The sequence below is a fragment of the Enterococcus sp. AZ095a genome (assembly GCF_050546735.1).
GTDB lineage: Bacteria > Bacillota > Bacilli > Lactobacillales > Enterococcaceae > Enterococcus_D > Enterococcus_D entomosocium.
In genome coordinates, this window is the sequence record NZ_CP172953.1 from 847537 (window position 1) to 870153 (window position 22617).

22 protein-coding genes, 1 tRNA gene and 1 pseudogene are annotated in these 22617 nt (G+C 41.5%); 19 read left to right on the plus strand and 5 right to left on the minus strand.

Annotated elements, in window-relative coordinates; genetic code table 11:
• Positions 1–63 precede the first annotated feature (63 nt).
• From IGJ26_RS03800 to IGJ26_RS03810, 3 genes are all read left to right on the plus strand, one after another.
• The gene (locus tag IGJ26_RS03800) at positions 64–453 is read left to right on the plus strand and encodes a DUF4430 domain-containing protein (RefSeq protein WP_194199808.1); all 390 of its coding nucleotides are present in this window, start codon (positions 64–66) and stop codon (positions 451–453) included.
• A gap of 538 nt (positions 454–991) precedes the next feature.
• Positions 992–1480, plus strand: a complete 489-nt coding sequence (locus IGJ26_RS03805; protein WP_005237399.1) for an AAA family ATPase — start codon at positions 992–994, stop codon at positions 1478–1480.
• A gap of 391 nt (positions 1481–1871) precedes the next feature.
• Entirely contained in the window at positions 1872–2123 is a 252-nt protein-coding gene (locus tag IGJ26_RS03810) for a type II toxin-antitoxin system Phd/YefM family antitoxin (RefSeq protein ID WP_194199809.1), read from the plus strand.
• A gap of 348 nt (positions 2124–2471) precedes the next feature.
• Here the strand turns inward: IGJ26_RS03810 and IGJ26_RS03815 are convergent.
• Both IGJ26_RS03815 and IGJ26_RS03820 read right to left on the minus strand, forming a co-directional pair.
• Positions 2472–2641 (minus strand): annotated as a pseudogene (locus tag IGJ26_RS03815) (ISL3 family transposase); the annotation flags it as partial.
• Between the two features lie 149 nt (positions 2642–2790).
• A tRNA-Lys gene (locus IGJ26_RS03820) sits at positions 2791–2863 on the minus strand.
• Between the two features lie 269 nt (positions 2864–3132).
• On the opposite strand from IGJ26_RS03820, the gene IGJ26_RS03825 reads away from it, so the two are divergent.
• The 10 genes from IGJ26_RS03825 to IGJ26_RS03870 all read left to right on the plus strand — a co-directional run bounded on the left by IGJ26_RS03825 (position 3133) and on the right by IGJ26_RS03870 (position 13942).
• Positions 3133–3699, plus strand: a complete 567-nt coding sequence (locus IGJ26_RS03825; RefSeq protein ID WP_086299705.1) for a DUF1836 domain-containing protein — start codon at positions 3133–3135, stop codon at positions 3697–3699.
• Positions 3692–4552, plus strand: coding sequence for a DegV family protein (locus tag IGJ26_RS03830; RefSeq protein WP_005237394.1), 861 nt, complete (start codon positions 3692–3694; stop codon positions 4550–4552). The genes IGJ26_RS03825 and IGJ26_RS03830 overlap by 8 nt, the downstream gene beginning before the upstream one ends.
• Before the next feature lie 132 nt (positions 4553–4684).
• Positions 4685–5389, plus strand: coding sequence for a response regulator YycF (gene yycF / locus IGJ26_RS03835; protein WP_010747607.1), 705 nt, complete (start codon positions 4685–4687; stop codon positions 5387–5389).
• A gap of 3 nt (positions 5390–5392) precedes the next feature.
• The gene (walK, locus tag IGJ26_RS03840) at positions 5393–7234 is read left to right on the plus strand and encodes a cell wall metabolism sensor histidine kinase WalK (RefSeq protein ID WP_008377228.1); all 1842 of its coding nucleotides are present in this window, start codon (positions 5393–5395) and stop codon (positions 7232–7234) included.
• Complete coding sequence (locus tag IGJ26_RS03845; RefSeq protein WP_086372670.1) at positions 7231–8541, plus strand: YycH family regulatory protein; 1311 nt, start codon at positions 7231–7233, stop codon at positions 8539–8541. The genes walK and IGJ26_RS03845 overlap by 4 nt, the downstream gene beginning before the upstream one ends.
• Positions 8542–9396 (plus strand): two-component system regulatory protein YycI, encoded by an 855-nt coding sequence (locus tag IGJ26_RS03850; RefSeq protein ID WP_005237391.1) that lies wholly within the window; start codon positions 8542–8544, stop codon positions 9394–9396.
• Between the two features lie 55 nt (positions 9397–9451).
• Positions 9452–10258 (plus strand): MBL fold metallo-hydrolase, encoded by an 807-nt coding sequence (locus IGJ26_RS03855; protein WP_430599887.1) that lies wholly within the window; start codon positions 9452–9454, stop codon positions 10256–10258.
• Positions 10259–10300: 42 nt separating this feature from the next.
• Positions 10301–11038, plus strand: a complete 738-nt coding sequence (locus IGJ26_RS03860; RefSeq protein WP_008377233.1) for a MurR/RpiR family transcriptional regulator — start codon at positions 10301–10303, stop codon at positions 11036–11038.
• A 155-nt stretch (positions 11039–11193) separates the two neighbouring features.
• Positions 11194–12486, plus strand: coding sequence for a PTS sugar transporter subunit IIC (locus tag IGJ26_RS03865; RefSeq protein WP_005237388.1), 1293 nt, complete (start codon positions 11194–11196; stop codon positions 12484–12486).
• Positions 12487–12511: 25 nt separating this feature from the next.
• Positions 12512–13942: a 6-phospho-beta-glucosidase gene (locus tag IGJ26_RS03870; RefSeq protein ID WP_087664408.1), complete on the plus strand. Its 1431-nt coding sequence runs from the start codon at positions 12512–12514 to the stop codon at positions 13940–13942.
• A 44-nt stretch (positions 13943–13986) separates the two neighbouring features.
• Here the strand turns inward: IGJ26_RS03870 and IGJ26_RS03875 are convergent, their stop codons facing one another.
• A complete protein-coding gene (locus IGJ26_RS03875) occupies positions 13987–14631 on the minus strand; it encodes a CPBP family intramembrane glutamic endopeptidase (RefSeq protein ID WP_008377239.1) in 645 nt (214 codons plus the stop codon).
• Between the two features lie 217 nt (positions 14632–14848).
• Between IGJ26_RS03875 and groES the strand changes: the two genes are divergently transcribed.
• Positions 14849–15133 carry a co-chaperone GroES gene (groES, locus tag IGJ26_RS03880; protein WP_005225291.1) on the plus strand — a complete coding sequence of 95 codons (285 nt, stop codon included), beginning with the start codon at positions 14849–14851 and terminating at the stop codon, positions 15131–15133.
• Between the two features lie 32 nt (positions 15134–15165).
• Complete coding sequence (groL, locus tag IGJ26_RS03885; RefSeq protein ID WP_005237384.1) at positions 15166–16794, plus strand: chaperonin GroEL; 1629 nt, start codon at positions 15166–15168, stop codon at positions 16792–16794.
• A 207-nt stretch (positions 16795–17001) separates the two neighbouring features.
• On the opposite strand, the gene IGJ26_RS03890 is transcribed toward groL, so the two are convergent.
• Positions 17002–17199: a hypothetical protein gene (locus tag IGJ26_RS03890; RefSeq protein WP_016610551.1), complete on the minus strand. Its 198-nt coding sequence runs from the start codon at positions 17197–17199 to the stop codon at positions 17002–17004.
• 401 nt (positions 17200–17600) lie between these two features.
• Here IGJ26_RS03890 and IGJ26_RS03895 point away from each other — a divergent pair, with 401 nt between their 5' ends.
• The 3 genes from IGJ26_RS03895 (at position 17601) to IGJ26_RS03905 (ending at position 20270) form a co-directional block, all read left to right on the plus strand.
• Entirely contained in the window at positions 17601–18347 is a 747-nt protein-coding gene (locus IGJ26_RS03895; protein WP_016613772.1) for a YcjF family protein, read from the plus strand.
• Between the two features lie 97 nt (positions 18348–18444).
• Positions 18445–18951: a hypothetical protein gene (locus IGJ26_RS03900; protein ID WP_005237370.1), complete on the plus strand. Its 507-nt coding sequence runs from the start codon at positions 18445–18447 to the stop codon at positions 18949–18951.
• Positions 18951–20270, plus strand: coding sequence for a glycosyltransferase family 2 protein (locus IGJ26_RS03905; RefSeq protein WP_005237369.1), 1320 nt, complete (start codon positions 18951–18953; stop codon positions 20268–20270). The genes IGJ26_RS03900 and IGJ26_RS03905 overlap by 1 nt, the downstream gene beginning before the upstream one ends.
• A gap of 64 nt (positions 20271–20334) precedes the next feature.
• Here the strand turns inward: IGJ26_RS03905 and IGJ26_RS03910 are convergent, their stop codons facing one another.
• Positions 20335–21033 (minus strand): GntR family transcriptional regulator, encoded by a 699-nt coding sequence (locus IGJ26_RS03910; protein ID WP_430599888.1) that lies wholly within the window; start codon positions 21031–21033, stop codon positions 20335–20337.
• 199 nt (positions 21034–21232) lie between these two features.
• Here IGJ26_RS03910 and IGJ26_RS03915 point away from each other — a divergent pair, with 199 nt between their 5' ends.
• A complete protein-coding gene (locus tag IGJ26_RS03915) occupies positions 21233–22612 on the plus strand; it encodes a glycoside hydrolase family 1 protein (RefSeq protein ID WP_042890026.1) in 1380 nt (459 codons plus the stop codon).
• Positions 22613–22617: the final 5 nt, after the last annotated feature.

A 22617-nucleotide genomic window follows, 5' to 3' on the forward strand; every position in this document is an offset into this window, starting at 1 on the left:
CTCTTATCCGCATATTGGATAGAAAAACGATTAGTATTTTGACTATTGGAGAGGAAGAAATAGATGAAAAAAGTATTTGTCGTATTTATGCTAGTGAGCACATTACTCGTCGCTACAGGATGTCAACAGGCAAGTGTAACGTCAGAAAGCACGCAGCAAAGTTCCTTGAAGCAAGAACAAGGAACAGCTACGATCGTCATCCAAAATCAAGAAGATGTGACCTCAAAAGAAGTAACGTTCCGAGAAAATGAGTCGCTGCTGGAAGTAATGAAAGAAAACTTTGCGATCAAAGAAAAAGATGACTTTATCACCTCGATCAACGGCATCAGCCAAGATCAAAAAGCCAATCTATTTTGGGTCTATACCGTCAATGACGAAATGACCGATAAAGGGGCACAAGCGTTGATTTTAAAGAACAATGACACTATCACATTTGATTTGAAAACATTCTGATTTGTTTGATTCTAAGGATCTTTATTGGTGCAAAAGAACTTGCACATAAAGATCTTTATCTATACAGATAGACTCTTGCGTTTATTTTGGAGGTAGTTTTGCATTCAAGTTCTATTCAAGAGTCTATTCTTGTTTTTCTATCATAGTTTGGAGTGGTGGCTTATTTTATTTTAAAATTGGAATAATAGAAATAAAGATACCATTACATACATAAGTTTTAGCCATGATGTTTCTTTCGTATTTTGGCTTTCGTTCCTATTTTTTGTAGAAAATAATTTTTTTATAGTAGAGTGGAAATGGACAAAAATTTGATTTATCCGTTAGCTTAAGTGGCTAACGCTTCTATTCTCTAATATATGGTTTTACTTACTATTTTTCTTGCGATTGTTTCCCAATCTGCTTGTTGTTCATAAAAACAATGTTATCATTGTATCATCAGATGTGGGTGGCGAACAGTGGTCTAAAACACGAGCGTTGATTACAAATAAGGTTTTTTCGTTCTCTTTGTTTATTGATCAGAAAAGGTAGGAGGAGAATAATGGTTGAGGTACTTTTGATGTGTGGCGTTAGTGGTGCAGGCAAAACCACTTACTCAAAACAAAAAGAGCAAGAAGGTTATGTAAGATTAGCAATAGATGAATTAATTTGGGAAGACTATGGCGTTTATGGTGTTGATTACCCTTCGGAAAAATATGCAAAAGTTTCGTCATTATCTTCAGTTAAATTGAAAGAGCTTACAGTAAGGGCTGTTCAAGAAGGAAAAAACGTAGTTGTCGATTCTAGTTTTTGGGCTAAAAGTCACCGAGACGCTTATAGAGAACTACTGGCAGCATATGATGTGACGATTAAAGTAATCTATCTAAAAGCTGATTATGATACTTTACGAAAACGATTAGCGATCAGAAATAAAGTCCAGACTGCAAATTCCGCTTTTCCTATTACAGAAGAAATCCTTCAACGGTTTTTTTCAGGATTCGAAGAACCGATAAATGAAGATGAAGTAGTGATTGAGCAAAAGAATAAATGAAGTAGCATCAAAATGTTTTTACTCCTTTTCAATACATTTAGTCTTATTACTGTGCAGGACACAAAGGACAGTCATACTAGAAGCAAAACAGTGATTGGCAATTTCTTTTCTTGTTGCATTCTTCGATTAATAAACGGATCAAAAAGCAAGCCGCTGAAGACAAAATGACTATGGCAGCTGTTAAAGACCAAGAATCAATACAAGAAACCGCCCATTTGGTAAATAGGACGGCAAACAGTAACCAATTTGAGCAATCGAAACCACAAATTACGGCACAAAAAACGATTACTAAAAGACTTGAAGACTTGTAAGAAAAATTAAATATGTTCTTCCTCTTTATTTACGTACGTTATAATATGCTTAAGATTTTTAAATAGAAGGAGGAGAAAACATGGAAGTAATTACACCAACGAATGCAAGAAAAAACCTTTATGGAATCATTAAGCATGTTGTGGCTGACAGTCAACCTGTAGAAATTGCGAGTACAAAAGAGGAAGAAAGCGTCAGCATGATTAGTAAGAGCGATTGGAACTCCTTACAAGAAACGCTCAACTTACAAAATGTGGGTGTACTTGATCGGATCAAACACTTTGAGAATGAAGAAAGTGAAGACTTAGGTGAAATTGATTGGGATAGAATGTAAAGATCAAAAAGAATGCTCGCAAAGATTTGTCTAAATTGAAGAGTATCAATCTAACTAGTAAGTTTGATGAACTGATCAAAGTCATTAAGGAAAATCCTTTTCAAACACCGCCGCCTTACGAAAAATTACCAGGATTACCTTACTGTTCAAGACGTCTCAATATCAAACACAGGTTGGTTACAGCGTGGAAGAAGAGAGTAAAACGATCACGATTCTCTCTGTTTGGTCACACTATGAACGTGGGATATAATATGCTAAACTATTTCGACTCTTTGTCAACAAGGACTGATGAGTCGTACAAAATCAAATCTGGGTCAGAATGAATAGCATTCTGGCTCAGATTTTTTGTTAGCTTACTTTGATTAATTGATTGATCAAAATGATTCTAATTCTCATGTTCTCAAATGATTTAAATCTGTAGAATACTCGTTTCGTGATCGGTAAATGAGTCATCGTTTGAGTAAGGGAGAGAATCGTATTGAGATGCCTTCTTCATCGCTCAAAAGTTTTTGAAGTTTTACACAGACCTCTTCGAATAAGAAATCTTCTTATCAAAAAAATCCTTTATTCGTAAGGTGATAATTATAAACAAAAAAATGGAACAGCATAAATGTTTTCGAAATGCTTTCGCACCAACATTTACCTGTTCCGTGGGTTTGGCACCCAATGGGCCGTGAGGGGCTCGAACCCGCGACCCGCTGATTAAGAGTCAGCTGCTCTACCAACTGAGCTAACGGCCCGTACCAAAAGTACTTCATTATCTTAGCACTCCGGTGTTTAAAAATCAATCATTCTTTTGAAAAAAATGTGCGCTTTTTCCAGTTGGAAAACAGGGGTTATCTTAAAAAAACACCATTCGTTCCCCAATTTCAAATGATAGGAAATTCTTAAAAGATTGATCAGATTGCTTTAAAAACTCAGAAAACCGTGATAAAATGTATCTAGTTATCGAAACTAGATGATTAGTTTGTGATAATCTAACCTTCTGTTAGTCAAAATGGAGGATGACATGGAAAAATTACAATCGAACATGAAAACATGGGGTGAATCGCTGCTGGAATTCCATCTGCCTAGGTGGGAAGAGTTGCCAACCCTGGAACTGTATATGGATCAGGTAATCACTTTGATTGACCAATATTTATCACCTGTGATCCAAACAGAAAAACATCCGCTATTGACCTCTTCTATGGTCAATAATTATGTCAAAAAAGGGATGATCCCCGCACCAGAAAAAAAACGTTACAACCAAAAGCATCTCGCATTTTTGATCGCGATCACGATGCTGAAGCAAGTGTTGACAATTCCAGAAATAAAGACAGGCATCCTTTTTCAAGGGAAAGCTGTCGGAATCAGAAATGCCTATAATGTATTTTGTGAAGAACAAGAAAAAGCAATTCATCTTGTTGGCAAAGAAGCAATGGGAGAGCCCGAGCAAATGGCATCGGAACCAATCCCGATTGAATTAGTGGCCATGAAAGGTGCAACGCGTTCCTTTGCTAATAAATTGTTGGCAGAAAAAACCATCGAATTAGAAGTCATTTATTTAGAAACACATAAAGGAGAAGCCCATGAATAAAGAGAAAATTGCCCTATTAGTTGATTCAGGTACCGATGTTCCCGCACAGATCATGGAGCAATACGGCATGTATATGCTGCCATTGCAAATAATCTACAAGGATCGGACCTATACCGATAAAGTTGATATTACTGCCGAAGAAATTTACGAACGTTTGCCGCAAGAGATTCCTAGTACTTCATTACCTGATGGCGCGGCGATCGGGGAAATCTTTGATCGGATCAAAGCCGATGGGTATGAAAAAGTCCTTGCCGTAACCATCTCCAGCGGATTGAGCGGAACGTTTAATGTCGTTCGACTGTTAGGTGAACAACGGACGGATCTTGAGGTTTTTGTACTTGATACGAAAAATATTGGGATCGGTGCAGGGCTGCAAGCGATTCGTGCGGCAGAACTGTTAGAAAAAGGCGTGACTTGGGAAGAATTGCGGGCACAATTAACGAATGAAGTACCGAAAAACAAAGTCTTTTTCAACGTAGCTACCTTAGAGTATTTACAAAAAGGCGGCCGGATCGGTCTGGTTGCATCCATCTTAGGTAATGCTTTGAAATTGAATCCAATTATCTCTTGTAATGAAGAAGGGATCTACTATACGGTCGCAAAATCTCGTGGACGGAAGAAAAGCTTGGATAAAACCGTTGACTTGATCAAGCAATTCATCGGTGACCATCGCCATGTGCGTTTAGCCGTGGCCCAAGGTGATGCACTACAAGAAGCCAAAGAGATGAAAGCAAGATTAGAAGCCGAATTTCCTAAGGTCAAAGAAATCTTGTTTGGGCAAATCTCTCCCGCGTTAGTTGTCCATACGGGTCCTGGGTTGTTAGGGATCGGTATTCAACTCTTAGAAGAGTAAAAAAGAAAGGCCCCGTGCCTTTCTTTTTTTGTGCTTTCCTTAAGAATGAGGCGGCGGTTTTTGGGAAAGATGAAAAGCCTGTTTAAATAATGTATAATAAGTAAGAAACCAAAAAAAATTGAGGTGACATTTTTGAAAAAGATCCTAGTAGTGGACGATGAGAAACCAATTTCTGATATCGTCAAATTTAATTTAACCAAAGAAGGATATGAAGTATATACCGCCTATGATGGAGAAGAGGCATTAGAAAAAGTAGCCGAGGTCGATCCTGATCTGATTTTGCTTGATTTGATGCTACCAAAAATGGATGGATTGGAAGTTGCACGGGAAGTGCGCAAAACCCATGACATGCCGATCATCATGGTCACAGCCAAAGATTCTGAAATCGATAAAGTACTAGGCCTTGAGCTTGGTGCGGACGATTATGTAACCAAACCATTTTCAAACCGGGAATTGGTGGCCCGCGTCAAAGCCAATCTGCGTCGCGGCTCGGCAGCTGCGAAGGAAGCAGACGACAATGCCAACAGCGAATTAACGATTGGTGATTTAACAATTCATCCGGATGCCTACATGGTCACTAAAAATGGTGCAGCCATCGAATTGACGCACCGGGAGTTTGAATTGATGCACTACTTGGCAAAACATCTTGGTCAAGTGATGACCCGAGAACATTTATTGCAAACTGTCTGGGGCTATGACTACTTTGGTGATGTTCGAACCGTTGACGTGACGGTGCGCCGTTTGCGTGAAAAAATCGAAGACAGCCCGAGCCATCCAAACTATTTGGTTACTCGTCGCGGAGTGGGCTATTACTTGCGGAACCCAGAACAGGAATAAGCTATGAAAAATAAGGTTCGCTTTTTTCAATCGGTGAACTTCAAAATCGCCCTGACTTTTATCTTGATCTTATTGATTGCGATCCAGATTATCGGGGCGTATTTTATTCGCGAATTGGAAAGAACAACGGTCGATGCCTTCAAACGCGACATGGAGGCACGGGCCAGCACGTTAGTGGTGACATTAGGCTCTGAATTGAGTCGCATGGATAATGATGACGGGTTGGATTGGGATTCCATGAATGCTTCCCTGAATCGAATCTTAACGAGTACCAACTCTTCAGAAATTTTGGAGATGCGGGTGGTGGATGAGCAAGGGATTATTCGTGCAACCACCAATATCAATGATCGTGGCTCGGTGGGAGAAAAAAATGATTACCGTGATTACGATACGAACCGCAGTGAAGTCCTTTATGATGAATCCAGCGGTCAGCGGGTGTTCAATATCGTCCAGTCGATCCAATCACCGACAGGGGATACCGTTTTAGGAACCCTTTATTTACGGAGCAATCTAGAGTCAAAGTACAATGAAGTCAGTACGACGGCGGTCATTTTTGTTACCGCCTCGCTGATAGCGGCAGTGATTTCGATCATTGTGGCACTATTGGTCTCTCGTTCGATTACCCAACCAATTGGAGAGATGCGGGAACAAGCGATTCGCATCGCTAAAGGAGATTATAGCCGCAAGGTCGCGATTCATGGGAAAGATGAATTGGGACAATTGGCGGAAACCTTCAATCAACTAGGAGAACGAATCGAAGAGACTCAAGAGGCGATGGAGTCCGAGCGAAATCGCTTGGATAGTGTCTTATCCCACATGACAGACGGCGTTGTTGCCACCGACCGACGAGGCAAAGTCATTACCATCAATGAGATGGCGATGTCCTTGTTGAATGTCACAAACGAAGAAGCGATCGGGCAGTCGATTTTGACGTTATTGGAAATCGATGAAGAATACACGTTACGAAAGCTTTTGGAAAATCCTGAAGACATGCTTTTGGAACGTCCTAGCAATGATTTGACGGGAACAAATCTGATCTTGCGCATTGATTTCTCCATGATCCGTCGAGAGTCCGGGTTCATTTCCGGTCTAGTTGCGGTAATGCACGATGTCACGGAACAAGAAAAAAATGAGCAGGAACGGCGAGAATTTGTCTCCAACGTTTCCCATGAGTTGCGAACACCTCTAACGAGTATGCGTAGTTACATCGAAGCGCTGAGTGAGGGTGCTTGGAAAGATCCAGAAATTGCGCCGAACTTTTTGAAAGTGACTTTGGATGAAACGGATCGAATGATTCGCATGATCAATGACCTGTTGAGTCTGTCGCGGATGGATAGCGGCAATTCGCAACTGCAGTTGGAATACATCAATTTCAATGAAATGGTTAATTTCGTGTTGGATCGTTTTGACATGATGGTGACGAATGAAAGCAAAAAATATTTGATTCGTCGGGAGTTCACCAAACGAGAATTGTGGGTGGAAGTCGATACGGACAAAATGATCCAAGTGATCGACAACATCATGAATAATGCCATCAAATATTCGCCAGATGGTGGGATTATTACGGTGAAATTGATGGAGACTCATAATAACATCGTCCTTAGCATCAATGACCAAGGACTAGGAATTCCGAAAAAAGATCTCACGAAGATCTTTGATCGTTTTTATCGAGTCGATAAAGCTCGAGCCCGCCAACAAGGAGGCACCGGCTTAGGGTTGGCGATCTCACGTGAAGTCATCAAAGCTCATGGCGGTGCGATTTGGGCGGAAAGTCGAGAAAATCGCGGGTCAACATTTTACATCATGTTGCCTTATGAACCGTATGAGGAGGATTGGTGGGTATGAGAATCTCAGAAAAAATCATTCGAGCAGGTTTGATCGTGATGATCGCCTTGAGTTTTTATTTCTCCTATATGATTTGGCTAAATCCGACCGGGTTCAACAATGCCAGCACCGAAACAGATACTGGCGTCAATCCTTCGGTTCAAACCTACAAACAAAAAAGTGATTTGTTTTTGCCCCTATATCTGACATGGAATGACGAAGAGGATATCAAAGAAACCAACTCTGAAGCGGTGATTCGAGAGATCCAAGAGGTGATCAACGAGGCAACGATCAGTGATTTGACCCTGCGAACCTATGGTGAAGAACAGGCTTTTTCGAAAGCCCAAGAGGTCGATCAAGGAATATCCTTAAACTACTATACGACGTTTTACTTGAAAGATTACGAGAAAACCTTTGATAAAGAACTGTCCTTAGAGGACGAAAGTGAAACAGAGGATTTTCCGTTTTCTCGCATCCAGTTTGATCTCGAAGAAAATACGATCCAATTTGTTGACTTTACCCATCAACGAGTAGTTCGAGGCAAGATCGACTGGGATAAAAGCCAAGTAAAACACTTACTAGCAGACAATCCTCGGGAATGGACGGCAATGAGGACTGATCAAGAACGATCCAGCAATCAATACTATACGCAGGATTCGATCAAGCTAAAAAAATACAGCTACTATTCTTCGACACAGTCTCAGAGTTTGTTCCGAGAAGCCTTTTTCAGCAATCCTAAAAATGTCAAGATCAATGACGAAAGTGTCGATACCTACTATTATGAAGGTGGGCAAAACATGACGGTCTTGCAAGATCAGCAGCAAGTCAAGTTTGAAACCACCACAGACGGTTCCGATGAAATGGATCTGGCAATGTTGAGTGCGGATTACATTATTCGTCTAGGCAATAACTTTGGGACGATCCGCTATTTTGATCAACAAGACAAACACTTGGATTATCGGGTTTTCGTCGAAGGCTATCCAGTCTTTAGTACTGGCGGCCAAGGGGTGATCAGTGTCGCTTTTTCAGAAAGTGGTCAGACCGGCAGTCGTGAAATGACGATTTCTGCCAGCTTGAACGCAATTCAAGTGCCGATTCCTTCTGAAACGGAGATTGAATTGCCTTCTAGTTTGTCAGTCAAAAATGATTTGATTGCGGCAGGGGCTGACCCAGAGCTGTTGCAACAGATCATCGTCGGCTATCAATGGGGGGAGATCAAAGATGCACCACTGGTTGATTTGACACCTGCTTGGTATGTCAATTATGACTCGTCTTGGATTAGCTATGATGCATTAATGACAAAATTAGCAGAAACGGAGGAGAATTAATTGGATTTTAAACGAATCGAATGGATTTTTTTCCTCGCTTTTCTTGGTCTGAATGTCTTTTTATTCAATGTTTATAGTGAGGCTCGCAGCGAGCATCAGATGGTTTCACAATCAAACCAAACGATTCCTATCGAACAACGACTCGATTCTGAGGACATTCGGTATTCTGGTGAATTATCAGACGAGGTCTTGAGTGGCTATTATTTGAGCGGTGAACAGACGGATTTTGAGGCAGAACTACGAAATCCGCAACTCAATACTCAGTTCAAAAGAGGGTCGACGGTCAAAGGGCAGCAGTTGATCCATGTCTCAACCAATGGCTTTTATATCAGTGATGATTCTCAAACGGAAGAAACCGTCAATGGTTTCTTGCAACGTAAAGACCAAGTCCTGTTTGGGGATGAATATGACTATTTGGAAAACCTCTCTGTCTTGAACGCCAATCATCCGACGGTGGTGGCGGTCCAGTCGTATGAAGGCATTCCTTTCAATGACAGCTCAAGTCGGATCGATATCACCTTAGAACAAACGGATGATCTACTGCAGATTGCCCGTTATACGCAAACACATATCTCCAATATTACGCCTCTAAGGGAAAAGATGACGGTCTATTCAGAAAAAGAAGCAGTAAATACGCTTTATCTGAACAACAAGCTGCCAAGTCACTCGAAAATTCTCTGGACGGAATTAGCCTATACGATGATTTTGAAGGTTAGGGAAAAAAACGTGTATATTCCTGCATGGTTTATTGCTTTCCAATTAGATGGCGATGACACCATTCAAATCGAAACGGTCAATGCCTTCAGCAATCGGATCATCACGAATAATGCCGTTCAAAAGGTAGAAAATCCATAAAAAAGCGGGTATAATGGAACTCGTTGAAACAACCAGAGAGGAAGTCACGTAAACCATGATGAAGGAAAATGCCTTTCAAGTAAGTATTCTAGCCAGCGGAAGCTCAGGGAATTCGCTCTATATCGAAAGCAATAAAAAGCGGATCTTAGTGGATGCCGGTTTGAGCGGCAAGAAGATCACTTCATTATTGGATGAAGTAGGGCGCAAACCAGAAGACTTGGACGCCATTCTTGTGACCCACGAACATCGGGACCACATCCACGGTGTTGGAGTACTGGCACGAAAATACAAACTTGATGTCTATGCGAATACAAAAACATGGCAAGCGATGGATCCAATGATCGGTAACGTCGCTGTCGAACAAAAACATATCTTTGAAATGGGAAAAGTGCTGACCTTGGGTGACTTGGACATTGAAAGCTTTGGCGTCTCTCACGATGCTGCAGCGCCGCAATTTTATCGTTTCCATAAAGACGGCAAATCATTCGTGATGTTGACGGATACCGGTTATTGCAGCGGTCATGTGCGAGGCATTATCAAAGGCGCCGATGCGTACCTTGTGGAAAGCAACCATGACCTAGAAATGTTGCGAATGGGTCCTTATCCATGGAGTCTCAAGCAGCGGATTCTTGGAGATCGCGGTCACTTATCGAATGAAGATGGCGCACTTGTCATGACGGATATCTTGACCGACAACACCAAACGGGTCTATCTTGGTCATTTAAGTAAAGAAAACAACCTGAAAGAGTTGGCGCACTTAACGATGGTCAACACCATGAAAGAACATGATCTAGGTGTTGGAGAAACGTTTGAAGTCTTTGATACCGATCCTGACAAAGCGACGGAATTATTTGCGATCTAATCGATCATCAGAGCGATGAATTTGTTGGGTGGAGGCAGTGGGATGTTTGATGAAGAAAAAATCAAGACTTTGAACGAGCTTGAAATGGCAGTTTATAAATACATTGTCCAGCATTTTGAAGAGATCGATCAGCTGACGATTCGCGAATTGTCAGCTGCATGCCACGTCTCAACGTCGACGATTTTACGATGTATCACGAAATTGGGCTATCGTGGATATTCAGAGTTAAAGTATGCAATCTGTCAAAAAAAGGAACAAGACGCACGAGCGTTTGATCTTTTCTATGATGCAACGATTCAAGTCAATACATTCTTAAAAAAAGTCAATAATGAAGATTACCGTAAGTTTATCCAACCGGCAGTAGAATTGATTCTTTCCGCACGCCATGTGGCGTTTTCCGGTATCGGCACAAGCGGCATTCTGGGCACCTATGGCAGTCGCTATTTTGCCAACTTAGGCATTAATGCTTATAGCATCGTTGATCCCTTTTTGCCAGTACCGTCTCGTGGAATGGAAAATACGTTAGCGATCATTTTATCGGTGTCGGGTGAAACCATTCAAATGATCAAGCAAACGGAAGACTTCAAACGCTATGGAGCAAAAGTACTCAGCATCACCAATGATGAAAAATCGACGATCGCCCAAATGGCGGACTACAATATATCGTATTATATGCCCGTCGTAAGTGGCGGAAAAGAAGTCGATTTGAACCTGACAACGCAAGTCCCGGTGATTACACTGATCGAACTTTTAGCCCATCAAGTCTACAAGCAAATCTAAGCGATCGTAAAAAAACAGCTTCGGCTGTTTTTTTTGTTGGAACATGTTTCATAACTTAGAAAAGCTATAGGCAAGGGGAATATTATCCATTAAGATTTATTTGTAAGCGAATTCACTGGCCGGTGGATGGAATTTTATTTTAGGAGTGATGTGAGATGAACGAATGGATCAATGAGAAATTATTACCCCCAATATTAAAATTTGTTAATACGAAAGCAATCACTGCATTAAGAAACGGTATGCTTTATACGATGCCCTTTTCAATCGTAGGATCGATTTTCCTGCTATTAGCAAACTTTCCCGTCCAGTCGATTGCGGATTGGGTAACGAATAGTGGCTTAGGTGAATACTTCAACCAAGCCTATGGCGCCTCTTTTGCAATTATGGCTTTTTTCGCCGTAATGGGTATCGCCTATTCGTATGTAAAAGCAGAAGGTTACGAAGGACTCCCAGCAGGAATGATTGGTTTAGTTATTTTCTTATTAACTATGGAGTCAAGTGTAACGGATGCTGAAGCAAATGTGACCATCGCAAATGTCATTGATAAAACATGGACTGGTGGACAAGGCATGATCAGTGCCATCTTAGTAGGGCTTTTTGTGGGTTGGGGCTATACTTGGTTCTTAAAACGCGACATCCGGATCAAACTGCCAGAACAAGTACCCACCAATGTTGCAAACTCATTTACAGCGTTGATTCCGGCAGCTGTTTTGACGACCATCGCATTAGGCATTTATGTTTTCTTTGATAAAGTCTTTCAGACAACCGTGGTCGAATGGATCTACACCGTGATTCAAAGTCCAATGCAAGGTGTGACGGATTCTCTTGGCGGTGCAATGATGCTAGGCTTCTTAGTACCATTCTTGTGGTTCTTCGGGGTTCATGGTTCGACGATCGTGGGCGGCATCATGGGGCCGATTTTACAAGCCAATTCATTAGCAAATACGGCTATTCTTGAATCTGGTAAAGCATTGACATTGGAAAATGGGGGACACATCGTGACCCAACAGTTTTTAGATCAATTTATGACGGTAACTGGTGCAGGAATGACAATTGGCATCGTGCTATACATGGTTGCTTTTGCCCGTTCAGCGCAGTTCAAACAATTAGGACGTCTCTCCCTGATCCCAGCATTCTTTAATATCAATGAACCAATTATTTTTGCGACACCGATCGTCATGAACCCAATCATGGTCTTACCATTTATTTTGACACCGATGGTTTCAGGCGTGATCACGTATTTTGCACTTTATACCGGTATCGTACCGTTATTTACTGCTGTGCAAGTTCCGTGGACGACCCCGCCGATCATTTCAGGATTTCTAGTAGGGGGCATCCGGACCGCTATTTTACAATTTGTTGTTTTAGCAATCGGCTTCTTTATTTACTATCCTTTCATTCGTAAGGTCGATAGTTTGAACTATAAACAAGAAACAGAGATCGTTTAATACCAAGGAAGCAGGTTGAACAGAAATGAATAAACTTAGAAACGATTTTTTATGGGGTGGCGCAGTCGCTGCTCACCAATTGGAAGGCGGCTATCGTGCGGGTGGAAAAGGCGTGAGTGTCGCTGATGTCATGACTGTAGGAGGCAACGGAATTTCTCGCCGAATCACGGAAGGTATCCAACCGGGCGAAAGCTATCCCAATCATGAAGCGATCGATTTTTATCATCGGTATCCTGAAGACATCAAGCTTTTTGCCGAATTAGGGTTGAAGTGCTTCCGAACATCGATTGCCTGGACCCGTATTTTTCCAAAAGGTGATGAACGCGAGCCGAATGAGGAAGGCTTGGCCTTTTATGATCAATTATTCGATGAGTGTTTAAGCTATGGCATTGAGCCGGTTATTACCCTTTCTCACTTTGAAATGCCCTATCATTTAGTTACCGAATACGGAGGTTGGCGTAACCGTAAGTTGATCGATTTGTTTGTCCGCTTTGCAGAAGTTTGTTTTACGCGCTATCAAAAGAAAGTGAAGTATTGGATGACTTTCAATGAAATCAACAATCAAGCAAACTACAAAGAAGATTTTGCGCCGTTTACCAATTCCGGTCTGTTCTTTACCGAAGGAGAAGACCGAGAAAAAATCATGTACCAAGCAGCCCATTACGAACTCGTTGCCAGTGCGAAAGCGGTGGCGCTAGGGCATGCAATCAATCCTGCGTTTCAAATCGGATCGATGATCGCAATGTGTCCAATCTATCCGTATTCTTGCGATCCCAAAGACATGATGGCAGCCACGGTGGCCATGCAGCGCCGCTATTGGTTTTCAGATGTGCATGCCCGTGGACACTATCCGAGATATATGCGTAGCTATTTTGAGAGAAAACAATTTGATTTAGATATCACCCCTGAAGATGAAGCAATTTTGGCAAACGGCTGTGTTGACTACATCGGCTTTAGTTACTATATGTCTTTTGCGATCAAAGGTAAGGAAAATGATCCAACCTATGACTATGATGAGAGCCAAGATCTGGTGGATAATCCCTATGTTGATGCTTCCGAATGGGGCTGGCAGATTGATCCCGTGGGCTTACGCTACGCCATGAATTGGTTCAACGAACGCTACGAATTGCCGCTCTTCATTGTAGAAAATGGCTTTGGTGCCGTAGATACAGTGGAAGAGGATGGGCAGATCCATGATGACTACCGTATTGATTACCTGAAAGCCCATATCGAAATGATGAAAGAAGCAGTAGCTTATGATGGCGTCGACTTATTGGGTTATACACCGTGGGGCATCATTGACTTGGTTTCTGCTGGTACAGGGGAAATGAAGAAACGCTACGGTGTGATCTATGTGGACAAAGACAATGAAGGAAATGGGACCCTTGATCGTCGGAAGAAAGATTCATTTGCATGGTATCAGCAAGTGATTGCGTCCAATGGCATGAAGGTATAAAGAAAAAAAACGTTACGCAAAATTTCTGCGTAGCGTTTTTTTCTTTAGGGCATTTGGATATAGCCGTAATGAAGCAACAACTGAATAATAATAACTAAAGTGTTCATTCCCACATGGGTAATCATGGAAGTCCAAATGCTGCCGGTCAAGGCATAAAGCCCAGAAAAGAACAGTCCTAAGAAAATATAGACTAAGAGATGATTGTCATTATGGGCAAAGGCAAAGGCTACAGCGCTGACCACTACACCGACCCAAACATTGCTGTATTTCCCAATGATGCCAACTAAGGCTCTGCGGAAGACAAATTCTTCCATAATTGGTCCACCAACCATTGCCGCGAGGGCGAACAGTGGGTTTTGCAGCACAATAGCAATGATATTTTCGGTATTTTGCGAAGCACTGACTTCACCGAAAAGCGATTCGATAAAAATGGCTAGATTTTGCAACAAGATCGCTGCAATAATACCTGTCAGTCCATAAATAAGAATCGATGAAATTTTTGATCTTTTGTGTTCAAACGATAACGGTTCCGTTTGTTTGAAATACAAGAAAAACATGATCGCAGCACCAACTAAATAACCAATCGTTGTTGCGGCCACTTGATGTCCGCTAGGGATGAAGGCGATCGGTAGAAAAAAGACGATGCCGTAAGTAAGAATCGTGGACAAAGAATATTTTGATAAAGACATAGTTGTTTCCTCACACTCCTTTGCTTCATTATAGACTAGGTTGCTTCTAGAAACAAAAAATCCTACTATTTTTATCAATCAAATAGAAATGCAAAAAAAATTTAGCAAAAGGCTTGCAAAAATTTGGGAAAATGAGTAATATTGAAACTGTAAGTTAGCACTCGATACAAGAGAGTGCTAATACTAAATTCTATAACATTCATTGGAGGGATTTATCGTGTTAAGACCATTAGGTGATCGTGTGATTATCGAAGTCGCAAAAGAAGAAGAAAAAACTGTAGGCGGAATCGTGCTTGCATCAGCAGCAAAAGAAAAACCACAAACGGGTACCGTTATTGCAGTCGGCGAAGGACGCACGCTCGAAAACGGTGAAAAAGCTCCTGTTGCTGTCAACGTTGGCGAACAAGTAATGTTTGAAAAATACGCTGGCACAGAAGTGAAATATGAAGGAACAGAATATTTGATCGTTGCTGCAAAAGATATCATTGCAGTAGTAGAATAAGAAAAATAAAAAATACTTGAGGTGATGAAATCATGGCAAAAGAAATCAAATTTGCAGAAGACGCACGCGCAGCAATGCTTCGTGGGGTAGATAAATTAGCAGATACAGTAAAAGTAACCTTAGGTCCTAAAGGTCGTAACGTGGTTTTAGAAAAATCTTACGGTTCACCATTGATTACAAATGACGGTGTAACGATCGCTAAAGAAATCGAATTAGAAGATCATTTTGAAAACATGGGCGCAAAACTTGTTTCTGAAGTCGCTTCAAAAACAAACGATATCGCTGGTGACGGAACAACGACTGCTACGTTATTGACACAAGCAATCGTTCGTGAAGGATTGAAAAATGTCACCGCTGGTGCGAACCCATTAGGTATTCGTCGTGGGATCGAAATGGCAACAAAAGTGGCTGTAGAAGAGCTACACAACATTTCATCAATCGTTGATTCAAAAGAAGCAATCGCACAAGTTGGTGCTGTTTCTTCTGGTAGTGAAAAAGTTGGTCAATATATCGCTGATGCAATGGAAAAAGTCGGCAATGACGGTGTTATCACTATTGAAGAATCAAAAGGGATCGAAACAGAATTAGATGTTGTGGAAGGAATGCAATTTGATCGTGGGTACTTATCACAATACATGGTAACTGACAACGATAAAATGGAAGCAGCGTTAGAAAATCCATACATCTTGATCACTGACAAAAAAATCTCTAACATCCAAGATATCTTGCCATTGTTAGAACAAATCTTACAACAATCAAAACCATTATTGATCATCGCTGATGACGTTGATGGCGAAGCATTACCAACACTTGTCTTGAACAAAATCCGTGGAACATTCAACGTTGTCGCAGTGAAAGCACCAGGATTTGGTGACCGTCGTAAAGCAATGCTAGAAGACATTGCGATCTTAACTGGTGGTACAGTGATCACTGAAGACTTAGGTCTTGAGTTGAAAGATGCAACCATCGATAACTTAGGTCAAGCAAGCAAAGTGGTTGTGGATAAAGACAACACAACGATCGTTGAAGGTGCTGGTGAAAAAGAAGCAATTGACGCACGCGTTCAATTGATCAAAAACCAAATCGCTGATACAACTTCTGACTTTGACCGTGAAAAACTACAAGAACGCTTAGCAAAACTTGCTGGTGGAGTTGCAGTGATCAAAGTTGGGGCACCAACTGAAACTGAATTGAAAGAGTTGAAATTACGTATTGAAGATGCATTGAACGCAACACGTGCCGCTGTTGAAGAAGGCATGGTCTCTGGTGGTGGAACTGCCTTAGTCAATGTCATCAACAAAGTTGCAGAAATCGAAACAGATGGCGATGCAGCAACAGGTGTCAAAATCGTTTTACGTGCATTAGAAGAACCCGTTCGTCAAATTGCTGAAAATGCAGGCTACGAAGGTTCAGTCATCATCGACAAATTGAAAAACGCTGACTTAGGTGTTGGTTTCAATGCAGCAACTGGCGAATGGGTAAACATGCTAGAAGCTGGGATCGTTGACCCAACAAAAGTAACGCGTTCTGCATTACAAAACGCAGCTTCTGTTGCCGCATTATTGTTAACAACTGAAGCAGTCGTTGCCGACAAACCAGAACCAGCAGCGCCAGCAGCTCCTGCAATGGACCCATCAATGGGTATGGGCGGCATGATGTAAGCAAGCCTTGAGAACTCCTCTTTTGAGGGGTTCTTTTTTTGTACGATCAAAAAATACTTTAACACAGAAAAAGACAAAAAACCTCTCTTCTTAGTATTCTAAGCACCAAAGAATTGGTTCATTGCTTGAATAAAAGGAGAAAGGACTGGTAGATATGATCTATCTGTTTGTCTTGTAAAGGCAGCGTGTTTCCTAAGGAACCGTGAATTACAACCGTTCCCAAAATCCTTGCGCAAAACCAGTAATAAATTCATAAAGAGCCGGCAGTATCACCGAAATACATAAAACGACAAAGACCATTTTCTGAACAGCAGTTAATTGTTTGAGGAAATGGTTTTTTGTGAACAATAAATACGCGATACAGATAACGGCAAGCAGCTGCAATAGATCAAATAAAATGGACAAGAAAATCACCTTTTCTGATTAGATTGAATGGACGATAGAATGATGGATTCTCTCAACATAGAGCAAAGAGTTGAATGATATGGTTCTGAGAAAACGTGAAGATCAACGTTTATAAAGAAACGGTATTTCGACTCCAAAGAATGCGAAGATCCCGCTTAAAAGAAAGTAAGTCAATAAGCCTAGATAAAAAAGGACTTTCCAATTCAATTTCTTTTTCATTCGATCCACTCCTTTTGTGTATCATAGCATAAAAAAACGATAATATAAATAAATAATGTTAAGATGCAAATATGCATTTTTTTAGCAAGTGTAAGCTCTCTCAAGCTACATTTTCGCTATCTTGAAAAACCTGAGCTAAAATAGAAAGAGGAACAAAATCATGGCTCACTTTGATTTTTTAAATGAACAACGAGTCGAAAGAAGGAGACATTTCTTTGAAAAAACCATGGATAAAACGCAAAAAGAAACAAAACGAAAATGAATTATTAACGGAACAGTCCGTTCAAGTCGAGCAAAGTCAAACGGGAGAGGAGCTGCAAGAAGAAGCGGAGTTTACTTCTTTTTTTGCGGATGTCATGATGCGAATGCCGAAAAAATCGGCTGCCCTTGTGATGAAAGGCTATGACGGATCAAAAGCCCAAGCGGAAAAAGTGTTAGCGAAAAGCAAGGATCAATTTGATCAGGTGTTTGAGGAGTTTTTGGTTGGCGTAGATGATGAAACGCGGAAAAAAGCCCACCGCACGATCCATGCGGCTTCTTTGACGGCGGCGATCATCGGCTGTTCACCGATTCCTTTTTCAGATGCAGTGTTACTTGTGCCGGTTCAAATGACGATGATGGCACGTTTGTATCGCATTTTTGGGCGAACGTGGCGTGAAGGGTTAGCGAAGAGTATCTCGAAAGAGTTAGTGGTGGTGAGTTTTGGACGCAGTGCCGTTGGCAATATCTTGAAATTTGTCCCAGCAGTAGGCACCGTTGCTGGAGCTGCGATCAATGCCAGTGTGGCTAGTGGTATCACCGAAGCATTAGGCTGGGTGACTGTCAAGATGCTGAATGATGGGGAAGATGTGTTTGAGCAAGTGATGTCCTTTAAAGGCCAATTTCACACGCTGTTCAATGCGTTGAAAGTTGGCAAGAAATCCAAGTAGGTCAAAAAGAAGAACGAAGCAGGTCCATCAAAAGACGACTTGCTTTTGTTGCTTCTTTTTCTTCACAGCAAAAAATACTTTTTAAGGAGTGAGTAAAATGAAACAACGAGTGACACGGGAAGAAGTCAAAGAACGGTTGGTCACCGATGCGTATTTTCAAAAAGGTCGTTCTGCTTTGAAGACCCGCCAAACGATTTTGACGATTCTTGCTTGGCTGATGGTCTTGGTTCCGTTTGTCTGGCTGGCCATCCCGCTGACTTTACCGAATCTAGCGGATCGGATCGCCTTTCGGACATATCTGGAAGAAGCAGTGACTTTTGATTTTTTGGCGTTGTTCCTAGGAATTTCTTTTTTGGTCTTGGTTCTGACATTTACTTTGTTGACCTTGAGGAACAACCGGCGTTTCAAAAGATTGTTGCAAAAGCAATCGATGCATGACGAAGTTGCCTTAGAAAAACGCAAAGAAGTATTAGAAGCTTTTTACGAAGAACGCTTCGGAACGAAAGAAGAGCGTCACGCTGCCAAGTACTATGCCGTTACTCCTGAGCAAAACATTGGAGAAACGGAGATCCAAGAACTTTTCCGTAGAAATGGGGTGGGCTGATGGTTGTCAATTTTGATACTGGGTTCCCGTGGTTGGATACATTTTTAACGGTTGTTTTAATGATTCTGTTCACGTATCCCATTTTAGGCGGCTTTGCTTGGTTCATCGGGGTGATCTGCAATCGTTTTTTGTTCCGCTATCGTCAGTTAGAGTGGATACCGATCCCCGAAGAAATCGAGCCGATGATCACCATTATGGTACCGGCTCACAATGAAGAAGTCGTAATTGAAGACACGATTCATTATTTAATGAACAATCTAAACTACAGCAACTATGAGGTGTTGGTGACGGATGATGGCTCAACGGATCAAACTCCTGTGATACTAGATCGATTGATGGAACAGTACCCGAATCTAAGGGTTTTGCGTATCGAAAAAAACCAAGGGAAAGCCCATGCCTTTAATATTGGTGTAGGGTTTGCTAAAGGGGAATTGATTTTGAGCAACGACGCAGATACGGTCCCTGAACCTGATGCATTGTGGAAATATGTCAATTATTTCATCCGCCAAGATTCCATCAATATCTCTGCCATTACGGCGAATATGGACGTTCAAAATCGCACAACGATCGTCGGGAAATCGCAAACCGTTGAATTTTCAAGTATCGTAGGAATTATCAAACGAACCCAGCAAGCCGTTTTCGGCGTCATCTATGCCTATAGCGGTGCCAACACAATGTATCGTAGAGCCGCATTGATGGACGTTGGTCTCTTTCGACAAAATCGTGCCACGGAAGATATCAGTATTGCCTGGGACCACCAATTCCATGGTTGGTTGTCATTATTTGCGTCACGAGTGATGTTTTTCATGGAGGTGCCAGAAACACTCAAGATGCTCTATCGGCAACGGAAACGTTGGGCGAAAGGCGGAACGGAAGTGTGGTTGACCAATTTTAAAAAAGTTTTCTTACACCCTTTTGAAAATATCGGACGAACCGCCATGTTTGTGGATCAGTCCTTAAGTATTATCTGGTCATTCTTTTTCTGGTTGTCTTCGGCTTTGTTTGTTTTTTATCTGATTTATTATGGGGCAACTGGGAATTACGAGCGGATCTACCATATGTTTACGATGGCCTTTCTCTTTGTTTGTTTTGAGATGATTGCAGGGGTCATGCAGCTATTTACCAGCCTTTTGGCGGATGACAACCGCAGCAAGCTGAAGTATTTCCGCTTTGCCCCTTTTTACATGCTGTTTTACTGGATGATTAATGCCATAACGATCGTCACTACCTTTATTCCAGCCGTCAAAACCATCCTTGGCTACGGTAGCGGCGTTTGGGTCAGTCCCGAGCGAACGGCGAAAAAAAACGAAGAATCTTAACGAGTTCACCTTTCCTAGACAATAAAAACAAGTCTGAGTTTTCTTCAGACTTGTTTTTTTGCCATTAAGGTTCAGAAAGATAGTAAATCTCACGATTTTGGTAAGGATAACGAGTTTGTGAAAATTCGAAGGGCCGTCCGTCGGAGAGACGAGCAACTTGTTCTAATTCTAAGATCGGATCATTGGGATCAACTTCTAAATATTTGATATCATAGGAATCCGCTTTGTCGGCACGGATTTTACGTATGGCGGGGCCTATTTTGAGGTGTAAGGAATCAGTGATATATCGATAGATCAAGTGTTCAAGGATCGCCATATCAATATCGGGAATGGTTTTGATGGGCATGATCGTGTACTCCAATTCAAAGGGTTCGTTATCAACATAGCGCAGTCGTACGATATCATAAACAGGTTCGTTTTCTCGCAAGGACAAGTAATCCATTTCGTTGGCTTCTGGGAAACGAACATTGAAACTAATGATTTTACTTTGCACTTTATGCCGCCCGCCATATCGGTTGACTAGACCGATATACTCATTGATCTGTCCTTGGTAGGTCGCTGAATTGACATAGGTGCCATGACCTCTTTTGGTGGAAATCAGGCCTTCTTGCTTCAGTTGATTTAGCGCTTTTTGGATCGTCATTCGCGAGGTTTGAAATCGTTTGGCTAACGCCGTTTGTTCCGGTAGTTTTGATAAAGCTGGAAAAACACCTTCATAAATATTCGTCCGCAACTGATCAACAATCTCTTTGTATTTTGTCATAGTCATCACTCCTTATGTAAAGAAATTCATGGACTTGAGTTTTGTTTGAAGGGGATAAAAACAAGGTATATCATTAAAGAATCAACTGCAATTCAAATGTACAGAAAAAGATTTACATGTGTGTTTGAAAAATTTACATGCCGATTTCACCTAATTATAATAGGTTTTGTAAGCGAATACAAATGATGGAGGAATCACTATGACAACATTTTATTGGGGGAACAGTGTCAGCAGTATGCAGACAGAAGGTGGTTGGAATGAAGGTGGTAAAAGCTTATCCGTTTATGATATACGGGAAGCTTCGGAACAGGCTAGCGATTGGCATGTAGCAAATGATAACTATCATGCGTATACAGAAGATTTTGATTATATGCAAGATTTGGGGATGAACATGTATCGTTTTCAAATTTCTTGGTCAAGGGTCGTTCACGATGGAGATGGTGCTTTTAATGAAGAAGGGATCGCCTTTTACGATCGTTTTATTGATGATCTGTTAGCTAAAGGAATCGAGCCTATGATTTGTTTGTACCATTTTGATATGCCCCTACATCTGGCGAAAACCTATAACGGGTTCATCAGCAAAGAAGTGAAGGACGCATTCATTCGCTTTGGAAAAGAAATGGTGGATCGTTTTGCGGATAAAGTCCATTATTGGTTAACCTTCAACGAACAAAATCTTTTCCACCAAGATCATGGTTTTAAGATCAGCGGCTATTTAGAAGGGGAAGAAACAACAGAAGAATTGTATCAAATTTTCCACAATGTCATGGTTTGCCATGCAGAGATCTGTAACTATCTTCATGAAACAACAAATGCGAAGATTGGCGGCATGCTGGCGTATTCTGAAGCGTATCCAGCGACTTGTCGTCCACAAGACATCAAAGCAGCAAGAGAGTTTGATGAATTTGCGAATTTTACTTTATTAGATTGCTATGCGCACGGCAAGTATTCGGCAGCACAAGACCGATACGTGAAAAATCATCAACTCAATATGAATATTTTACCTGGGGAATTAGAAGCGATCGCAGCGCAGAAAAATGATTACATTGCCTTTAGCTATTATGCTTCTTCTACCTTGAACGCTGAAAAAATTCCTGAAGGAACGCCGCCGAATCGGTACATGACTTTTGGAAAACAAGACAATCCGTATATTAAAACGACGGAATGGAATTGGCAAATTGATCCGCTCGGCTTCCGTGATGTCTTAAATAAAGTCTATCAGCGGTACCGCTTGCCAGTGTTTCCGATTGAAAACGGGATTGGTGTCAGAGAGCATTGGGATGGCAACGAACCGATTCAAGATGATTACCGGATTGCCTATCATCAAGAGCATATTCGAGCGATGTTTGAAGCGATGGTGGAAGATGGAGTGGTCTGTCTTGGGTATCTTGGTTGGGGGCTGATCGACATTTTGAGCTCGCAAGGTGATATGGAGAAACGATACGGACTCGTGTATGTCAATCGTGGCAACCATGAGTTGCGAGATATGAAACGTGTACCGAAAAAATCGTATGAATGGTTCAAAGAAGTGATCAAAACCAATGGTAGTACGATCTATACAAACCCATATACAGAATAGGAGGA

Bases quoted from the DNA above. Each gene is read 5' to 3' on its own strand.
- IGJ26_RS03900 (WP_005237370.1), top strand. From the start codon at position 18,445: ATGAAACAACGAGTGACACGGGAAGAAGTCAAAGAACGGTTGGTCACC.
- IGJ26_RS03915 (WP_042890026.1), top strand. From the start codon at position 21,233: ATGACAACATTTTATTGGGGGAACAGTGTCAGCAGTATGCAGACAGAA.
- IGJ26_RS03870 (WP_087664408.1), top strand. From the start codon at position 12,512: ATGAATAAACTTAGAAACGATTTTTTATGGGGTGGCGCAGTCGCTGCT.
- IGJ26_RS03805 (WP_005237399.1), top strand. From the start codon at position 992: ATGGTTGAGGTACTTTTGATGTGTGGCGTTAGTGGTGCAGGCAAAACC.
- IGJ26_RS03910 (WP_430599888.1), bottom strand. From the start codon at position 21,033: ATGACAAAATACAAAGAGATTGTTGATCAGTTGCGGACGAATATTTAT.
- IGJ26_RS03810 (WP_194199809.1), top strand. From the start codon at position 1,872: ATGGAAGTAATTACACCAACGAATGCAAGAAAAAACCTTTATGGAATC.
- IGJ26_RS03860 (WP_008377233.1), top strand. From the start codon at position 10,301: ATGTTTGATGAAGAAAAAATCAAGACTTTGAACGAGCTTGAAATGGCA.
- walK (WP_008377228.1), top strand. From the start codon at position 5,393: ATGAAAAATAAGGTTCGCTTTTTTCAATCGGTGAACTTCAAAATCGCC.
- IGJ26_RS03895 (WP_016613772.1), top strand. From the start codon at position 17,601: ATGAACAACGAGTCGAAAGAAGGAGACATTTCTTTGAAAAAACCATGG.
- IGJ26_RS03905 (WP_005237369.1), top strand. From the start codon at position 18,951: ATGGTTGTCAATTTTGATACTGGGTTCCCGTGGTTGGATACATTTTTA.
- IGJ26_RS03865 (WP_005237388.1), top strand. From the start codon at position 11,194: ATGAACGAATGGATCAATGAGAAATTATTACCCCCAATATTAAAATTT.
- IGJ26_RS03845 (WP_086372670.1), top strand. From the start codon at position 7,231: ATGAGAATCTCAGAAAAAATCATTCGAGCAGGTTTGATCGTGATGATC.
- IGJ26_RS03855 (WP_430599887.1), top strand. From the start codon at position 9,452: ATGATGAAGGAAAATGCCTTTCAAGTAAGTATTCTAGCCAGCGGAAGC.
- IGJ26_RS03825 (WP_086299705.1), top strand. From the start codon at position 3,133: ATGGAAAAATTACAATCGAACATGAAAACATGGGGTGAATCGCTGCTG.
- groL (WP_005237384.1), top strand. From the start codon at position 15,166: ATGGCAAAAGAAATCAAATTTGCAGAAGACGCACGCGCAGCAATGCTT.
- IGJ26_RS03800 (WP_194199808.1), top strand. From the start codon at position 64: ATGAAAAAAGTATTTGTCGTATTTATGCTAGTGAGCACATTACTCGTC.
- IGJ26_RS03875 (WP_008377239.1), bottom strand. From the start codon at position 14,631: ATGTCTTTATCAAAATATTCTTTGTCCACGATTCTTACTTACGGCATC.
- IGJ26_RS03830 (WP_005237394.1), top strand. From the start codon at position 3,692: ATGAATAAAGAGAAAATTGCCCTATTAGTTGATTCAGGTACCGATGTT.